Below are 17979 nucleotides of genomic sequence, written 5' to 3' on the forward strand. Positions count from 1 at the left end.
AGGGCGGGAGCCGTCCGGACTGGCACTGCCCCGGCGCCCGAGCGCCCACACCCCCTCTCCAAGCCGCTGGCACTGCCCCATCTGACGATTCGTCGATGGAACGGGTGCGCGGCCTGCCATGCTGAGTCGGCGGGGGTGCACTCGGCAGAGGAGCCCAACCGTGATGAGCCGATTCTCGCGAATGGTGGCCGTGTTCGGCCTCGTCACAGCCTCAGGCCTCACGGTCGCCACGGTGACGCCCTCACCTTCCGCCGCGGCCGCCGAACCACCGGCCCCACCACCGATCATCAAGCTCTTCGACCTGGTGCAGGATCCGGTCTTGCACATTCCGCTGCCCCAGCCGTACCCGGCTGAGACCCAGGCGGCGCTCACGGCCTTCGAGACGAAGGCGGTCGCCGAGGTGCTCCAGAACAAGTCGCTCCCACCGAGCGACGAGCTGAGCGTCCGGGCGCTCGCCCGCGACGACATCCGCACCCAGCTCTGGGCCGACCTCGGGGTGATCATGCTCAAGCCGGCGGCGAGCAGAACGGCGACGGAGGGACTCGTCCACGCGTGGTTCTCGGCCAAGGTGCGACGCACGCAGATCGGCGCTGCGAAGGCTGCCGTGGGTGAGTACGTCAAGTGGTCAGGACTCACCGAGAGCACGTACACGAAGACCGACACGTACGCCCCCCAGCCGCGGAACGGCTCCGACGGCTACTGCAACTACCACCCGCCGGGCCGGTACGACACCACGGCCGAGTACAACGGACGAGGGACGACGATCTGCACCGAGTCAGGGCTCACGATCTTCAGCTTCCTCGTCTTCTCCCCACCCCGGCCGACCTATGACCAGTTCGTGAAGTACGGGCAGTACCTCCAGCTGGAGGCGCTGTCACAGGGAGTCACGAACGCGTGGAACCCACTGACGTACAACGACTTCACCGTTCATGCGGGGCAGGTGTCCGCACTTGTGGGGATGGGTGTCTCCTTGGCCGCCAGCGGAGCCGCGATCCCCATCGCGCGGGCATTGGCCGTCCCGTTGGGACCGGACAACCTCTTCGTGACCAAGCTGTTCCCGTTCGCGGCCCGGGCGAAGTTCGTCGCCAGCCCCGCACTGCAGGGGGCCGAGGCCACGATCAAGATCGCAGAGGCTGCCGCCGCCGACGCGCAGGCATTGCGCTCGTTCGCGGCGCTCAGGGCTGCCAACTCCCTCAAGGCTGGGGCCGTGACCGCCATCGCCGATGCGGAGACAGCGGCTCGCGCTACTGAGGCGGCTGCGATGGCTGAGGCCCGGCTGACGGCCGGGATCAAGGTCTTCGGTGCCATCACGTCGGTGGTGGGCGCCATCGTCGACATCGTGGTCACCACCACCGTCGCATCGATCCAGATCAACAGCGACCTCGAGGCGCCGAAGAAGCTGGCCGAGCTGCTCACGAAGGCGGAGGGGACCCCTGATCTGGCTGCACTGATGAAGCAGGCTGATGCCTACCCGGGAATGATGGCCACCTTCCTCAACGAGACCTTCCCCGAGCCCGAGTGGGGCTGCAGCGGTTTCATCCAGGTCGGCGTCGAGCTGCATGAGTGCGCGAACGCGCCTGCCACGGGAAGCGAGGGCAACGCGCCTGCGTGGACCGAGGCGGAGCCGCAGTTCCTCAACGGTGTCGCGTCCGGTGGGTCCGTGACGAGCTGGGGCCAGACGCCGAGAATCTCCGTGGACCTGCCCGATGACGAGGGATCTCTCTGGGTCCGACCGCATGGAGAGGGCTGGTGGATCCTGCAGCAGGTTCTTCCCGACGGCACGGTGACACCGGAATGGCAGTCCACGTGGTTCCCGTTCCGCGGGCCTGGTGGTGAGACCTACATCGCCGAGCGCACCCAGAACGCGACGGGCAAGTACCTGTTCAACATCGCCCCGGTCGGCGACACGGCGCTGGACACCTCGTGCTATCCCGGAGGCGGCGCCATCGCGCCGAGCGGGATGTCATGGATGTCGTGCCTCCGGGACGACATCACGTACGTCGACGGTCAGGGGCGCACCGCCAACGTGCTCGAGATGGTCCACGGCACACCGCCGGACCCCGCAGCCCCGGTGGCTCCGCCGCAGGTCCGGCTCGATGGGCCGTGGGAGGCGCCGCAAGGAGTGCCGGTCACCTTCACCGCGTCTGTGCTCGACGACTCCGGCCCGCTGACCTACGAGTGGCTCTACACGTGCCCGGGCGCCCCCGGCGGGTTCTGCATCGTTCCCGGCTCGCCCACGCTCGTCCTGGCGTTCGAGCAGAGCGGGCCCAGCCACGTGGGTGTCAAGGTCACCAACGCTGCAGGGCAGATCGCCTCGGACACACGCTCGTTCACGGTGTCCGAGCCGACGAACGCGATCGAGTTCGCACCCCCGGCCGACATGCAGTTCAGCAAGAGCAACATCTACGGACGGCCTTTCGAGACGCAGGGCATCCGTGCCTCGGCGACGTCTCAGCTTCCCGTCACGTTCGCCGTGGACCCCGGCTCCCAGAGCGTGTGCCAGCTCGACTCCGGCACCGTCACCGCGACCGGGGTGGGCACGTGCAGCATCACGGCCTCGCAGGCAGGGGACGGTGTCTTCCCGGCGGCGACCCCGGTCAGCAGGGCGTTCCAGGTCAGGCCGAGCGCGTTCCTCATCACCGTGAGCGACGGACCACTGCAGTACTCGGACCCGGCGCCTTCGCTGTCACCCTTCATCCCTGAACCCCTCGCCCTCGACGGGATCACAGGCACGCTCTCCGGATGCGAGCGGCTCATCGGTCTCGTCTCTGCGACCGGGGAGGTCACGGCGGAGCCGGGCAGCTACCCGCTGAACGGCTGCGGCGGCTACTCGAGCGACCACTACGTCCTGGGCTACAGCGGGGCCACCACCGTCACCCCGGAGGACGCCACGCTGACCAGCACCACCCGAGCGGTGACCGCGCCCGGGCTCGCCGTCATGACGGCCACGTTGGGTCAGGTGGACGACGGCCACCCGGGCGACATCACCCGGGCCCGTGTGGACTTCCAGCTCTTCCGCTCTGCCAACCAGACGGATAGGCCGGACATCCAGGTGGTCAACCAGGCAGTGAACGCGGACGGGCTGGTGGCACGGACGCTCGAGGGTCTCCCGGCCGACACGTACCGTCTCGTCATCCGCACCACGCCGAACGCGGTGTTCGCGGCGACCGCCTCCGAGCAGAGCCTGGTCGTCGAGGCGGCCGTGGCGCCCTCCCTGGGCCTCGTCCCGGCGAACACCACGGTGACCGCCGGCGAGTCGGTGACCTTCGCCTCGAGCGCGACGGGCAACCCGGCCCCGACCGCACAGTGGTACCGCGTCACGGCGGGACCGACCTTCACGGCGATCCCCGATGCCACCAGCCCGAGCCTCACGCTGCCGGCAGTGACGTACGCCCAGAACGGTGAGCAGTACGTCGTCAGGTACACCAACGCGACCGGGACGGCGAACTCGGGCATCGTCACGCTGACGGTCCTTCCGGCTGCGCCCCGTGTCGTGACCTCACCCAGCAGCACCAACGGTCTCGCTGGAGGCACGGCGACCTTCATGGCTGCGGCTTCCGGTGACCCCCAACCGAACGTGCAGTGGTCGAGCTCGGGCGACGGAGGCGTGACGTGGACGCAGATCGCCGGCGCCACGACCGCCCGGCTGACTCTCACCGACCTCCGGTCGTCCCAGTCCGGGACGCGGTACCGCGCCGAGTTCACCAACGTCGGCGGCTCCGCCGTGACCGGTGTGGCCGTGCTCACCGTGCTGACCCAGGCGCCGCGCGTCACGTCGGACCCACAGGACGTCACCATGAGGTCAGGCGCGACCGCGACGTTCACGGCCGCGGCGAGCGGGGCACCCGCACCCACTGTGACGTGGCAGAGGTCGAGGGACCGCGGCCGCACCTGGGTGACGATCGCGGGCGCCGACTCCAGGCGGCTCGTCGTCGCCGGCGTCACGCCAGCTGTCACGGGAACCCGGTACCGCGCCGTGTTCACCAACGAGGCAGGTGTCGCCGCCAGCCGGGCGGCCACGCTCACGGTGCGACCCCGGTGAGGGGGGATCGGCCTCCGTAGGGCCCCCTAGACTCGCGCCATGACGAACGCCGCTGCCCGCCGATCGACGTGGACTGACGGTGGTGCCGCCGGTGACCCGGTGCCCGTCGTCGTCCTCGTCTCCGGCTCCGGCACCCTGCTCCAGGCGCTCGTCGACGCCTCGGCCGACCCGGACTACGGCGTGCGGATCGCCGCGGTGGGGGCCGACCGCCCGTGCACGGGGCTCGAGCGGGCCGAGCGGGCCGGCATACCGACGTTCCTCGTGCGGCCCGCCGACTTCGAGGACCGAGCCGCCTGGGACGGCGCCCTCGCCGAGCAGGTCGCCGCGGCCGGACCGCGTTTCGTCGTGACGGCAGGCTTCATGCGGATCCTCGGACGGGCGACCCTCGGGGCGCAGCCCGTCGTCAACACCCACCCCGCCCTGCTGCCGAGCTTCCCCGGCGCCCACGGTGTGCGCGACGCCCTCGCCTACGGCGTCAAGGTGACCGGCACGACGTGTCACGTCGTCGACGCGGGCGTCGACACCGGTCCGATCATCGAGCAGCGGGTCGTGGCGGTCGAGGACGACGACACGGAGGAGAGCCTGCACGAGCGGATCAAGGTCCAGGAGCGAGACCTGCTCGTCGACGTCGTGAGCCGACTGGCGCGTGAGGGCTTCGCCGTCGAAGGACGACGAGTTCGGATCGGGCGGCCCTGACCGCTACGCTGGTCGCACACGACTGGCGCGGGTGGGACACCACCGGGGAGTGACGTCGGGAGCATCGACCGCCTGGGTGCCTCGCGAGAACGGATGCCGTCTGGTCAGACCGACCGGATGCGCCGCGACCGATGTCACCGAACCAGGAGTGCACCCCATGACTGCTGCCCCGTCCGCCGCGCCGTCCACCGACACCGACGGCCGCCGCCCGATCAAGCGGGCCCTCGTCTCCGTCTACGACAAGACCGGTCTCGACGAGCTGGCCCGGGCCCTCGACGCCGCCGGGGTCGCCATCGTCTCGACCGGCTCGACGGCGAAGACCATCGCCGCCGCGGGGGTGCCCGTGACGCAGGTCGAGGAGCTGACCGGCTTCCCCGAGTGCCTCGACGGCCGGGTCAAGACGCTGCACCCCAAGGTGCACGCCGGCATCCTGGCCGACACGCGCAACCCGGACCACGTCCAGCAGCTCGCCGACCTCGGCGTCGAGGCCTTCGACCTCGTCGTCGTCAACCTCTACCCGTTCCGCGAGACCGTCGCGTCGGGTGCGAGCGAGGACGAGTGCGTCGAGCAGATCGACATCGGCGGCCCGTCGATGGTGCGCGCCTCGGCCAAGAACCACGCGAGCGTCGCCATCGTGACGAGCCCCACGGCATACGCCCGCGTCACGGAGGCCGTGACGGCCGGAGGCTTCACGCTGACCGAGCGCCGCCGCCTCGCCGCCGAGGCGTTCGTGCACACGGCGAGCTACGACAACGCCGTCGCGAACTGGATGGGCAACGTCGTCGCCGACACGAGCGACGGCACCGGCTTCCCGGCCTGGACGGGTGCGACGTTCGACCGCTCGGCAGCGCTCCGCTACGGCGAGAACCCGCACCAGAGCGCCGCGCTCTACCGCCACTGGCGCCCGGGCGTGGCCAGCGCGGAGCAACTGCACGGCAAGGAGATGTCCTACAACAACTACGTGGACACCGACGCCGCCGTGCGGGCCGCGCACGACCACGGCGACCAGCCGACCGTCGCGATCATCAAGCACGCCAACCCGTGCGGCATCGCCGTCGGCGGCAGCATCGAGGAGGCCTACGAGCGGGCCAACGCGACCGACCCCGTGAGCGCCTACGGCGGCATCATCGCGGCCAACCGCACCGTCACGGCGGCGATGGCGGCGGCCGCCAAGCCGGTCTTCACCGAGGTCATCATCGCGCCCGACTACGAGCCCGAGGCCCTCGAGATCCTCACGGCCAAGAAGAACCTCCGTGTCCTGCGCCTGCCCGCCGGGATGGCGCAGGCAGCCGACCCGATCGAGACGCGCGCCATCAGCGGTGGCCTGCTCGTGCAGACCGTCGACAAGGTCGACGCCGTCGTGCGCGGCGAGGGCGAGGCCGTGACCGGTGGCGACGACGCCGCGAACTGGCGGCTGGTCGCGGGTGAGGTCGCGGACGAGGCGACGATCGCCGACCTACAGTTCGCCTGGCGCGCGATCCGCGCCGTGAAGTCCAACGCGATCCTGCTCGCCAAGGACGGCGCTGCGGTCGGCGTCGGGATGGGCCAGGTCAACCGGGTCGACTCGTGCTACCTCGCCGTGCGCCGCGCGGGGGAGGAGCGGGCCCGTGGCTCCGTCGCCGCGTCCGACGCGTTCTTCCCGTTCGCCGACGGACTGCAGATCCTGCTCGACGCGGGCGTGCGCGCCGTCGTCGCGCCCGGTGGCTCGATCCGCGACGAGGAGATCATCGAGGCGGCCAAGGCCGCCGGCGTGACGATGTACTTCACGGGGACACGCCACTTCGCCCACTGACACCGTCGAGAGGCCACGTCCGGCCCCTCTCGGAACGTCGAAAGGCCAGTTCTCCCCACGGGGAACTGGCCTTTCGACTGCGCCCACCGGGCCACAGGTGGCCTCGACGGTGGTGGCGGCGCGTCAGCGGTTCAGCGGGTCCAGCGGTAGCCGGTGGGCTCGCCCTCGCCGAGGTCGACGATCGCGGCGACCGGGCCGCCGCCGTCAGGGCCCTGGTGGGCAGCCGACACGGACACGAAGACGGCCGGGTCGCCGGTGACCGAGGCGGTGACGCCGCCGACGGCCGACTTGATCTGGCGGTGCCAGTGCACGTCGGAGTCATCGAGCATCGCGTTGCGTCGACCGTGCACGGTGCCGTCCTGGCTCACCTCGCACTTGAGGAAGACGTTGACGAGGCGGCCCTGGATGTCGCTGCTGTGCGGACGCTCCGGCAGGTCGAGCCCAGCGTCCTTGATCGCGCCCCACACGCCGTCGGCGTCGAGCGCGTCCTGCATGACCGAGTGGCCGATGCGGTAGCGGCCACCGATGCCCTTGGTGTTGCCGACGACGACGACCTGCGCCTGGTCGAGCTCGACGCCCGAGCTGCACGAGGCGACGGACGAGAAGAGCGACCGGTCGTGCATGATGTCGGCGTCGGTCGGCATCTCGATCTCACCGAGGGCGACGGCGATGCCGAGGCCGGTCGTGCCGTTGGAGAGGTCCATCGACTCGTGCGTGTGCTCGGTCCAGACCTGGTGCCCGCGCGACTTCGCGTCGCGGATCGTGTGGATCGTCAGCAGCGGTGTCTTGGTCTGGACGTAGTGGACGTCGGCCGGGTCGGTGATGCCGGCGCGCTCCATGGCGACCTTCACGGCGTCGGCGACCTTCTCGACCATCGCGACGTAGCCGATCTCCTCGGGCTTGATCGGCTCGCTCATCGCGAAGCCGACGGTCAGCCGGGGTTCGTCGGACTGCTCGGCCCGGTCGGCCGGGACGGTGGCGAAGATCGTCGCGTGCGGGCTGATGATGCCGTCCGTGCCGCCGGACCACACGATCGGGACCTGCTTGACCTGGTCGGCCGGAGCGCCCTTCTCGACGAGGACCTCGCGGAAGGCGCGGTCGGCGATGATCCGCGTGTAGTCGTTGACGCCCCCGTTGCCCTCGGTCTTGCCGATGATGGCGACGACACGGCTCGCCTCCATGACACCGTCGTCGATGAGCGTGGCGAGCTCCGACGCGTCGGCGACCGAGTGGATGGGGACCTTGCGCACCTCAATGGCTTCGGGCACGTGAATCACCTTTCTCTTTCAGGGTTTTCGATGACGGTGCCGACGTGGCCGTCGACGGCGGTGGCGAGCTGGTCGAGGGCCGTGATGATCGATCGCGAGCCGCCCGAGCGGACGAAGCGCAGGGCGGCCTCGACCTTGGGGCCCATCGAGCCGGACGCGAAGTGGCCGGCGGCGGCATACGCCTCCATCTGCTCGAGCGTGACGCGCCCGATGTCGTGGGCCTCGGGGGTGCCCCAGCCGGCGACCGCGTGCGCGACGTCGGTGGCGATGACGAGGACGTCGGCGTCGACGGCGCGCGCGAGCAGCGCTGCCGTGAGGTCCTTGTCGATGACGGCCTCGACGCCGTGGACGCTGCCGTCGGCGGCACGGACGACGGGGATGCCCCCGCCGCCGGCCGTCACGACGACGTAGCCGGCGGCGAGGAGCGTGTGGAGCGTGTGCGTCTCGAGGACCTCGACGGGCTCGGGCGAGGCGACGACGCGGCGCCAGCCCTTCTCGCCGCGGTCCTCCCAGCGCTCGCCGTGGTCGATGAGCGTCTGCGCCTGGTCGCGCGGCAGGAAGCGTCCGATCGGCTTCGTCGGGTGCGTGAAGCCGCGGTCGTCGGCGTCGACGAGCGTGCGGGTGATGATCGCGGCGACGCGACGCTCGACGCCACGGACGGCGAAGGCGGCCTCGAGGGTGTCGAGCAGCGTGAAGCCGATCGTCCCCTGGGTCTGCGCGCCGCACCAGTCGAGCGGCACCGGCGGCACGACGCTCGCGGCGAGCTCGTTCTTGACGAGGAGGTTGCCGACCTGGGGTCCGTTGCCGTGGGTGATGACGACCTCGTGCCCGGCGGCGACGAGCTCGGCGAGGTGGTGGCTCGCGGTGGCGATGGCCTCCCGCTGGGCCTGGGGAGCCGCGCTGCCGTCGGGCCCGGTCATGGCGTTGCCGCCCAGCGCCACGAGCACCCTCACGGCGCGTCCTCGGTCGTCATGGCGTGAGCCTAGGGAGCGCGGACGAGCGGGCGCGTTGTCACCTCCTGCCCAACGCGACCCCCGACATTGGCAGATGTATGCCGTCGGGTGCGGCGCGCGACCGTGCCGCGCGCGAGCGTGCCGAGCCGGCGGGTGGGCGCCGTCACGAACCACGCCCGGCATACCGGTCGGGCGGGTACGAGGAACATAATGTCCGAGGGGGCGCCGTCCGGGGCGCCACCGACCGAACCGAGAGGTGGGGGACCGTGGGAGTCGGAGTCCTGCTCGCCGTCGTGGGGGCCATCCTGACCTTCGCGGTGCGGGCCAACACGTCCGTCATCAGCCTGCCCATCGTCGGCGTCATCCTCATGATCGCGGGCGCGGCGCTCATCTGGCACGGGAGCAAGGGCACCCGCCGCAAGCGCATCATCACCCGCGAGGAGCGCCCGAGCGGCGCGACGACCCCGACCAACACCGTGCGACAGACGATCGAGGAACGCGACATCGACTGAGCCGCGGCCGGTCTGGCGGCCGCTCAGGTGTGGGTGATGACGTCGGCCCACGAGCGCGGCTCGCGGCCGAGCAGCCGGCGCAGGGCGGCGGCCTCGCCCACGAGACCGCCGCGGTCGTAGGAGCCGAACATCGCCAGCAGGTCGTCGCGCGCCTGGGGCGCGAGCGAGGCGCCGGGTCCGGCGACCCACTCCGCGACCTCGACGCGGACGACCTCGACGGGGTGCCCGAGCACGTCGGCGGCGACGTGCGCCTGCTCGCGCACCGAGAGCACCTCGGGCCCCGCGAGGTCGTAGGTGACGCCCTCGTGCCCGGGGCGGGTCAGCACCGTCGCAGCGACCTCGGCCACGTCGTCGAGGTCGACGTTCGTGAACGGGGTCTCGAGCGAGTAGGGGACCGCGAGCCGGCCCGCGTGGGCGGCGTCGAGGAGGTTCTGGTGGTATGCCGCCGGGCGGAGCACCGTGGCCCCCGGCAGGTGGGTGCGCACGACCTTCTCGGCCTCCGCCTTGCGCAGATGGTGCGGCATCGACGGGTCGTGCGGGTGCAGCACCGAGTGGAAGACGAATCGGGCCACGCCTGCCCGCACGGCAGCACCGGCGACGCGGTCGGCGATGGCGACCTCGTCGGGGTGGACGTTGGGCGCCAGGTGATAGACCCCGTCGACCCCGTCGACGGCGTCGTCGAGACCGAGCCCGGAGTCGAGGTCAACGACCGAGATCGACCGGGCCCCAGCGGCATACGCTGTCTCGGCCCGTTCCGGCGATCGCACGGCAGCGCGCACGGTGACGCCGTGTGACGTGAGGGAGCGCGTGACGGCGCGGCCGGTCTTGCCGGCCGCGCCGATCACGAGGACCGTCGTCACGGTCAGACCCAGTCGACATCCGCCGCAGTCTGTCCCGCGGCGAGCGTCGCGTAGCCGGGGCCGCGGTCGAAGAAGGGCTGCTCGGCCGCACGGTCGCCGCGCAGCTGCTCGCGCAAGGCATCCGAGGCGTCGGCGTCGATGACGGGCTCGTCGAGGTCGCCGGTCGCGACGACGCCGTAGTCGCGGCGCGCGCCCTCGAAGGAGACCTTGCCCCAGCGCAGGTCGCGCTCGACCTCGGCGTAGGGCCGGTCGAGCGGGTCGCCCCAGCCGCCGCCACCCGTGGTGCGGATGCGGATGACCTGGCCGGCCTTGACGACCTCGGCGTCGGCGAGGGCGTCGACGGTGCGCTCCTCCGGACCGCCCACGTCGACGGTGACCTCGAAGGGACGACCGGCCTTGCCGCCCTTGACGCCCCAGCAGGCGAGGATCGACCGGTCGGCGATCGACATGAAGTGGGCGTCCTTGAGCATCCGGATGTGCTTCTCGTAGCCGAGGCCACCGCGGTGCCGCCCCGCGCCGCCGGAGTCGACGGCGAGGCCGAGCCGCTCGACGATGAACGGGAACCGGCTCTCGGTGAACTCGGTCGGCAGGTTGCGGCTGTCGGGCACGACGTGGATCGTGTCCTCGCCGTCGGCGTAGTAGCGCCCACCGGAGCCGCCACCGAGCACCTCACGCATGAGGTAGTCGTTGCCGTCGCGGTCCTTGCCGTAGACGCCGGTGTAGCGGATCGTCTCCTGGTCGGCCGGCATCTTGCCGTCGACGGCCTTGGCGACGACGCCGGCGAGGACGCCGAGCAGGCGCAGGATGACGAAGGTGCGGGCGTTCGTCGGCGCGGGGTAGATCGGCGTGAGGAGCGTGCCCTTCTCAGGGAACTTCATCTCGATGAGCGGCACGATGCCCTCGTTGACGTCAAGCTCGGCCATCCGCTCGGGGGTGTCGGCGAGGTTGCGCAGGATGGGCGCGAGCCACTTCTTGAGGAAGTTGCCGCCGACGTAGTCGCCGCAGTGGTTGATCGGGCCCTTGGCCTGCGGTGCCGTGCCGGTGAAGTCGATGATCAGCTTGGGGCCGCCGTCACCGGGGCCGGGGCCGCCGGTCGACTGCTTGGTCAGGGTGATCCGCTGCGTGTGCAGCTTCGGCTCGTCGACCCCGTCGTGCTCGGCGTAGTCCTCCCAGACGTACGTGCCGTCGGGGATCTTGCTGAGGATCTCGCGGCGGTAGGTCTCGGTCGTCTTGTCGAGGATCGCGTCGAAGGCGGCCTCGATCGTGTCCCGGCCGTAGCGCTCGAAGAGCTCGCCGAGGCGACGGGCTCCCATGAGGCAGGCCGAGCACTCGGCGTCGAGGTCCGCAGCGAGGCTGTCGGGCATGCGGCTGTTGCGCGTCATGATGCGCAGGGCCGCCTGGTTCGGAACTCCCTTGTCCCACAGCTTGATCGGCGGGACCGAGAGGCCTTCCTCGAAGACCGTCTGTGCGTTGCTCGGCATCGAGCCGGGGACGGCGCCACCGATGTCGTCGTGGTGGCCGAACGCCTGGACGAACGCGACGACCTCTCCGCCGGAGAAGACCGGCACGGTGACGCAGAGGTCCGGGAGGTGGCCGATGCCGCCCTCCGACTCGTAGACGTCGTTGTGGAAGAAGACATCGCCCTCGCTCATCTCGTCGAGCGGGAAGTCGCGCGCGATGGGGTGCACGAGCGCGCTGTACGAGCGACCCGTCAGCTTGCGCAGCTGGCGGTCGTGGATGCCGGCGCGGAAGTCGTGGGCGTCGCGGATCATGGGGGAGCGTGACGTGCGGGCGATGGCCGTCTCGACCTCCATCTCGACGCTCGCGAGCGTGCCCTCGACGATCTCGACGAGGATCGGGTCGACCGTCGTGCCCTCGGGCGTCAGGCGGTTGCCGTGCTCGTATGCGGTGGGGAGCCCCGCAGGGTTCACCGCCGCGCCGTCGTGGGCGGCCGAGGCGTCAGGGTGCTGCGACCCCGTGGCGGCGTCGACGGGGGCGAGCCGGGTGGCCGCGGTCTGGCAGGAGAAGCACATGTCAGGCCTCCGGGGTGGTCGTCGAGGAGGTTGTCGGCGCGGCGGTGGACCGGGTGATGACGAGGTTGCCGAGCGTGTCGACACGGACGGCGAAGCCGGGGTGCACCGGGACCGTCGATCCGAACTCCTCGATGACCGCGGGGCCCTCGACCGTGTCGCCGGCGAGCAGGTCGGGTCGCCACCAGACGTCCGTGTCGACGTAGCCGGCGTCGGCGTCGAAGCAGACCGGGCGCACGCTGCGCTGGGCCCGCTCGCGGACGTCGGCCGCGCCCTCCGACGGCGCGAGGTCACGCAGCTCCGGGCGCGTGATGGGGCCGACACCCGTGACGCGGAGGTTGACCCACTCGACCTGCTGCGTCGGGTCGTTCCGGAAGTCGTAGCCGTAGAGCGCGCGGTGCTCGTCGTGGAAGCGCGAGGCGACGCCCGCGGCATACGCCTCGTCGACGTCTCCCTCGGGCGCGGCGACACGGACCTCGTAGGCCTGGCCGAAGTAGCGCAGGTCGACGGTGCGCGTGTAGCGGTGGCTCTCGCGCGCGAAGCCCTCGCCGTCGAGGGCGCTCGCGGCCTTCGCAGTGAGGTCGTCGAACGTCTTCTGCACGGCGGCGTGGTCGAGCGCGTGGTGACGTGCGACGGACGTCTGGACGTAGTCGTTCTTGACGTCGACGGTGAGCAGGCCGAAGGCGGAGACGTTGCCGGGGTTCTGCGGGACGACGACGCCGGCGAGGCCGAGGATGTCGACGAGGCGGCAGGCGAGCAGCGATCCCGAGCCACCGAACGTCGCGAGCATGAAGTCGCGCACGTCGAGACCGCGCTTGACCGACACCTGGCGCAGCGCGTTGGCCTGGTTCCACGCGGAGATCTCGAGGATGCCGGTCGCGCAGCGCTCGAAGTCGAGGCCCAGGTGGTCCGCGAGTGCGGCGACGCCGGTGCGGGCCGCCTCGACGTCGAGGGGGATCTCGCCGCCGAGCAGGTGCGGGGGGATGCGTCCGAGCGTCACGTGGGCGTCGGTGATCGTCGGCTCGGTGCCGCCCTTGGCGTAGCAGAGGGGGCCGGGGTCGGCGCCCGCGGACTGCGGGCCGACCTTGAGCGAGCCCTCGGGGGAGATCCACGCGATCGAGCCGCCGCCCGCCCCGACGGTGACGACGTCGATCATCGGGATCTTGCTCGGGTAGGCGCCGACCGTGCCCTCGGTCGTCAGGGTCGGCTCGCCCGCGAGGACGACGGACACGTCGGTCGAGGTGCCGCCGCCGTCGCAGGTGAGGACCTTGTCGAAGCCGGCCCGGCCGGCGATGAGGCCGGCGCCGAGCGCCCCGGCGGCCGGACCCGAGAGGACCGTCGTGATCGGCTGGTGCACGACCTCGTCGGCCGAGAGCACGCCGCCGTTGGACTTCATGATGTAGAAGGGCAGCTTCTCGGTGCTGCCGACGAACTCGTCGAGCCGGTGGTGGATGTTCGCGACGTAGCGGGACACGTTGGGCTTGACCGCGGCGTCGACGAGGGTCGTCATCGACCGCTCGTACTCGCGGTACTCGCGCAGCACCTCCGAGCTGATCGACACGACGGCGTCCGGGTGCTCGCGACGGAGCACCTCACGCATCGCGAGCTCGTGGCTGTCGTCGGCGTAGGAGTGCAGGAAGCAGACGCCGATCGTCGTGATGCCGCGCTCCTTGAACCAGCGGGCGACCGTGACGGCGCGCTCCTCGTCGAACGGGCGGATCTCGTTGCCCTCGAAGTCGAAGCGGCCCCCGACCGTCTTGACGTAGTCGGCCGGCACGATGCGGGGCGGCTTGACCCAGAAGTAGGAGTTGCCGTAGCCGTCGGGGACCGCCTGGCGGGCGATCTCGAGGATGAACTCGTAGCCCTCCGTCGTGATGAAGCCGAGCGCCTCGACCTTGCCCTCGAGGAGCTTGTTCGTCGCGACGGTCGTGCCGTGCGAGACGGCGCTGATGTCGTCACCGCTCGCGTCCATGAGGTCGAGGACCTTGCGGACGCCGGCGAGGAAGCCGTCGGCAGGGTTGCTCGGCGTCGAGGGCGTCTTCGTCGTGACGAGCTCGCCCGAGTCCTCGTCGAGCGCGACGACGTCGGTGAACGTGCCACCGGTGTCGATGCCGATGCGGATCCGGCGGCGTGCGGAGGTGCCTGCTGTCATGGTGAGGATTCAACCGGCGGGACGCCTCCCGGGGCGTTGGCACATGCTGCCAACACCTGCCCGGTTCCGCGCCAACCCTCGCCAGAACCGACCTGACGGCCGCGTCGATGTCGAGGACGAGCCGTCCGCTCCGTCCCCCGGGTGAGCGTGCCACGCTGGCACGACCCGACGAAGGAGCGAGTGAGACATGGCGAAGTACCTCATCGGCGTGGACTTCCAGGCCGGCGACGACCCGGCCCCGATGTCCGACTGGACCCCGGCGGAGGTCCAGGCCCACCTCGACTACTACGAGAGGCTTGTCGGCGAGCTCGAGGCCAACGGCGAGCTCGTCTCGTCGACGATCCTCACGGGCCCCGACCTCGCCAAGATCGTCCGGTACGACGGTGCGGCGCCGGTCGTCACCGACGGACCGTTCCAGGAGTTCAAGGAGTGGCTCGCCGGCTTCCAGGTCGTCGAGGTCGACTCGGAGGAGCGCGCCCTCGAGATCGCGTCGCTCATGTCGGCGGTGCCGGGGCGCGGTGGCGTGCCCACCCGGCAGCCGATCCACGTGCGCCAGGTCATGGAGGAGGCGCCCGCGAACACCGACGAGATGGACGCCTTCCTGCGCACCGCGGGCGGCACCCGCTGACCTCTGCACCCGCCGTCGACGACCTGCTGCGCGCGCTCGCGCCGCAGGTCGTCGGCATCGTCAGCCGCCGGTTCGGCGACTTCGACTCCGCCGAGGACGCCGTCCAGGAGGCCTTGCTCGTCGCAGCCCGGCGCTGGCCCGTCGACGGGCTTCCGGACGAGCCGCGTGCCTGGCTCGTCACGACCGCCTCGCGGCGGCTCGTCGACCTGTGGCGCAGTGACGCGGCCCGGCGCGAGCGCGAGGCGCGCGTCATCGCCTGGGAGGTCCCGGCACACGACCCCGTCGACCACGACGACAGCCTCACGGTCCTCTTCCTCTGCTGCCACCCGTCGCTGACCCCGGCCTCGGCGATCGCGCTGACGCTGCGCGCCGTCGGCGGCCTGACGACCGCCGAGATCGCCAAGGCCTTCCTCGTGCCGGAGGCGACGATGGCGCAGCGGATCAGCCGCGCCAAGGCCACGGTCCGCGCCTCCGGCGCAGGCTTTCGTATGCCGTCCGGTGCTGACCGCGAGGAGCGTGTCCGCTCCGTGCTCCACGTCCTCTACCTCGTCTTCAACGAGGGCTATGCGAGCACCCACGGCGACAGGGTGCAGCGGACCTCGCTGTCCCGCGAGGCGATCCGCCTGACGCGGATGCTCGTCGACGGGTCTCCCGACCACCCCGAGGCCCTGGGTCTGCTGTCGCTCATGCTGCTGCTCGAGGCGCGCACCCCGGCGCGCAGCGACGCCGCGGGAGCGCTCGTGCCGTTGCCCGACCAAGACCGCTCGAGGTGGGACGTCTCGCTCGTGGCCGAGGGGCTCGACCTGCTCGGCCGGGCCATGACGCTCGGGGCCGTGGGGGAGTACCAGCTGCAGGCCGCCATCGCCGCGGTCCACGACCGGGCGCCAACCGCCGCGGACACCGACTGGGACGAGATCCTCTCGCTCTACGGGCTGCTCGAGCAGGTCACCGGCAACCCGGTGGTCACGCTCAACCGGGCCGTGGCGGTGGCCATGGCGCAGGGCCCGGAGGCTGCCCTCGCCGTCGTCGACGAGGTCGAGGACAGGCTCGGCACGACGCACCGCTGGCTCGCGGTGCGCGGGCAGCTGCTCGAGATGGCGGGCGACGCGGGCCCGGCTGCCGACCTGCTCGACCGCGCGGCGGCGACCGCGACGAACGAGGCGGAGCGTCAGCACCTCGCCGCCCGAGCCGCTCGACTGCGCTCGCCCCAGGCTTGAGCCACCGCGGCTGGGACCGGGTCGGCGGGCCTTCACTCGTCGGGGGTGATGCCGGCGGCGGGCAGTCGGACGCATGCTGGACACGGAACGAGTCGACGGAACGAGTCAACGGCGCCGGCCGCGCGGGTCACGGCGCACCGAGGCGTGAGGACGAGGCATGGACGAGACCACGGCAGGCGGGACGGACGAGACCGTCGTGCGCTATGAGCCGCTGACGGCCTCGGACCTCGCCGAGCTGGTGCTCGGTCTGGCCGCGGTCGGGGTCGAGACCGTCGGCCGCGTGGTCGGGGCGATCCGGCCACCGACGCTGGTCACGGCCGTCGTCAAGGCTCCGATGGCTGCGGCGCTGACCGGCCTGGGCTCCCGGCTTCGTCGCGCGGACTGGTCGCAGGAGCTGCTCCTTCGTGGGCACTCGCGACGGGGCGAGCTGGGTCGACGCGTCGAGGTGACGGCCCAACGGGTGGCCGCGGCCGTCGTCGAGGCCGTGCTCGACGTCGTGGACCTCACCGACATCGTCGTCGACCACGTCGACCTCGACGCGGTCGTGAGCACCGTGGACCTCGACCGTGCCGTCTCCCGGGTCGACATCGACGCGATCGTCTCCCGGGTCGACATCGACGCCATCGTCTCCCGGGTCGACGTCGACGCCATCGTCGAGCGGCTCGACATCGACGGGATCGTCGCCCGGGTGGACCTCGACCGGGCGGTGTCCAGGGTCGACATCGGGGCGGTCATCGAGCGGCTCGACATCGACGGGATCGTCGCCCGGGTGGACCTCGACCGTGCCGTCTCGGGTGTGGACATCGACGCGATCGTCGGCCGGGTCGACATCGACGCCATCGCCGCGCGCATCGACCTCGACGCGATCCTGGACCGGGTCGACGTCAACGCCGTCGCGCAGCGGCTGGACCTCGACGCCGTCGTGGGCAGACTCGATCTCATCGGCCTCGCCGAGTACGTCGTCGAGGAGATCGACCTCCCCGGCATCATCCAGAGCTCGTCCGGGGCCATGGCCTCAGAGGGGATGCGCGAGGTGCGCTGGCAGGGCGTCGGGGCCGACGAACGCGTCGCGCACGTCGTCGACCGCATGCTCCGGCGCAGGCCGAGGGCGCCGGGTCCGGGCCTCCCTGCCACCGAGATCACCACCCGACCCGTGATCCCCGGGTCAGCCGGATGAGCGGCGCGGCGTCATGACGTCACCGTCGCGCCCCGGCCGGGACCCGGTCTCGCGGATCGTCCTGCCCGGCCCGGCCCGTTCGGTCCAGGGGCACCGCGCCGGCATCGTCACGCGGGTGGCCGCCGGAGCCGTCGACCTCGTCGTCGCCCTCCTCGGCGTCGCCCTCATGTATGCCGCGTGGGCGGGCACGATCTTCCTGCTCGGTCCGCAGTCCTTCCACTTCCCCGACCCCGGCGGCCTGCGACTGCTCCTGCTCGTGCTCGGGCTGCTCACGGCATACCTCACCGTCGCGTGGGCCACGACGGGCCGCACCTTCGGCAACCGCCTGCTCGGCCTTCGGGTCGTCGACGACGGCGGGCGCACGATCGGTCTCGCGCGGGCCTTCCTGCGTGCCGCGGCGTGCGTCATGTTCCCGATCGTCCTCTTCTGGGTCGTCGTCAGCCGCGAGAACCGGTCGCTACCGGACATCCTGCTGCGCACGTCCGTCGTCTACGACTGGACGTCCAACGCAGGCCGGGGTCACGAGCCCACGTCGACCCCACGGGCGATCGTGCTGCCCCCGGAGGACTGAGCCCCGACGGCGCGTACCCACGTCGTCGGTTCGTCGCCGCCGGGTCGGCGCCGGGTCGGCGGCGGATCGGCGTCGGGGCGC

General features: G+C 71.5%; 13 protein-coding genes and 1 riboswitch. Of the genes, 8 read left to right on the forward strand and 5 right to left on the reverse strand.

Annotation, left to right across the window (positions count from 1 at the left end; translation table 11 throughout):
- Positions 1-232 precede the first annotated feature (232 nt).
- The 3 genes from AB4Y83_RS14200 (at position 233) to purH (ending at position 6530) form a co-directional block, all read left to right on the forward strand.
- Complete coding sequence (locus tag AB4Y83_RS14200; protein WP_442297274.1) at positions 233-4042, forward strand: hypothetical protein; 3810 nt, start codon at positions 233-235, stop codon at positions 4040-4042.
- 39 nt (positions 4043-4081) lie between these two features.
- Positions 4082-4738, forward strand: coding sequence for a phosphoribosylglycinamide formyltransferase (gene purN / locus AB4Y83_RS14205; RefSeq protein WP_442297275.1), 657 nt, complete (start codon positions 4082-4084; stop codon positions 4736-4738).
- A gap of 8 nt (positions 4739-4746) precedes the next feature.
- Positions 4747-4823: riboswitch (ZMP/ZTP riboswitch) on the forward strand.
- A gap of 72 nt (positions 4824-4895) precedes the next feature.
- Positions 4896-6530, forward strand: a complete 1635-nt coding sequence (gene purH, locus AB4Y83_RS14210) for a bifunctional phosphoribosylaminoimidazolecarboxamide formyltransferase/IMP cyclohydrolase (protein WP_442297276.1) — start codon at positions 4896-4898, stop codon at positions 6528-6530.
- A gap of 131 nt (positions 6531-6661) precedes the next feature.
- Here purH and AB4Y83_RS14215 read toward each other — a convergent pair whose 3' ends face one another.
- Both AB4Y83_RS14215 and AB4Y83_RS14220 read right to left on the reverse strand, forming a co-directional pair.
- Positions 6662-7798 (reverse strand): ring-opening amidohydrolase, encoded by a 1137-nt coding sequence (locus tag AB4Y83_RS14215; RefSeq protein ID WP_442297277.1) that lies wholly within the window; start codon positions 7796-7798, stop codon positions 6662-6664.
- 5 nt (positions 7799-7803) lie between these two features.
- Entirely contained in the window at positions 7804-8751 is a 948-nt protein-coding gene (locus AB4Y83_RS14220; RefSeq protein ID WP_442297278.1) for a carbamate kinase, read from the reverse strand.
- A gap of 266 nt (positions 8752-9017) precedes the next feature.
- Here AB4Y83_RS14220 and AB4Y83_RS14225 point away from each other — a divergent pair, with 266 nt between their 5' ends.
- Positions 9018-9263 carry a hypothetical protein gene (locus AB4Y83_RS14225; protein ID WP_056778362.1) on the forward strand — a complete coding sequence of 82 codons (246 nt, stop codon included), beginning with the start codon at positions 9018-9020 and terminating at the stop codon, positions 9261-9263.
- Between the two features lie 23 nt (positions 9264-9286).
- Here the strand turns inward: AB4Y83_RS14225 and AB4Y83_RS14230 are convergent, their stop codons facing one another.
- The 3 genes from AB4Y83_RS14230 to AB4Y83_RS14240 are packed head-to-tail and all read right to left on the reverse strand — an operon-like array spanning position 9287 to position 14305.
- Positions 9287-10123, reverse strand: coding sequence for an SDR family oxidoreductase (locus AB4Y83_RS14230; RefSeq protein WP_442297279.1), 837 nt, complete (start codon positions 10121-10123; stop codon positions 9287-9289).
- A 2-nt stretch (positions 10124-10125) separates the two neighbouring features.
- A complete protein-coding gene (locus tag AB4Y83_RS14235; RefSeq protein ID WP_442297280.1) occupies positions 10126-12156 on the reverse strand; it encodes a hydantoinase B/oxoprolinase family protein in 2031 nt (676 codons plus the stop codon).
- A 1-nt stretch (position 12157) separates the two neighbouring features.
- Positions 12158-14305 (reverse strand): hydantoinase/oxoprolinase family protein, encoded by a 2148-nt coding sequence (locus AB4Y83_RS14240; protein WP_442297281.1) that lies wholly within the window; start codon positions 14303-14305, stop codon positions 12158-12160.
- A 187-nt stretch (positions 14306-14492) separates the two neighbouring features.
- Between AB4Y83_RS14240 and AB4Y83_RS14245 the strand changes: the two genes are divergently transcribed.
- The 4 genes from AB4Y83_RS14245 to AB4Y83_RS14260 all read left to right on the forward strand — a co-directional run bounded on the left by AB4Y83_RS14245 (position 14493) and on the right by AB4Y83_RS14260 (position 17898).
- On the forward strand, positions 14493-14933 hold the full coding sequence (locus AB4Y83_RS14245; RefSeq protein ID WP_442297282.1) for a YciI family protein: 441 nt from the start codon (positions 14493-14495) through the stop codon (positions 14931-14933).
- 26 nt (positions 14934-14959) lie between these two features.
- Entirely contained in the window at positions 14960-16150 is a 1191-nt protein-coding gene (locus AB4Y83_RS14250) for an RNA polymerase sigma factor (RefSeq protein ID WP_442297302.1), read from the forward strand.
- Positions 16151-16307: 157 nt separating this feature from the next.
- Positions 16308-17327, forward strand: a complete 1020-nt coding sequence (locus AB4Y83_RS14255; protein ID WP_442297283.1) for a hypothetical protein — start codon at positions 16308-16310, stop codon at positions 17325-17327.
- 13 nt (positions 17328-17340) lie between these two features.
- Positions 17341-17898, forward strand: coding sequence for an RDD family protein (locus tag AB4Y83_RS14260; RefSeq protein ID WP_082619924.1), 558 nt, complete (start codon positions 17341-17343; stop codon positions 17896-17898).
- Positions 17899-17979: the final 81 nt, after the last annotated feature.

Source organism: Terrabacter sp. RAF57 (genome assembly GCF_052113925.1).
GTDB lineage: Bacteria > Actinomycetota > Actinomycetes > Actinomycetales > Dermatophilaceae > Terrabacter.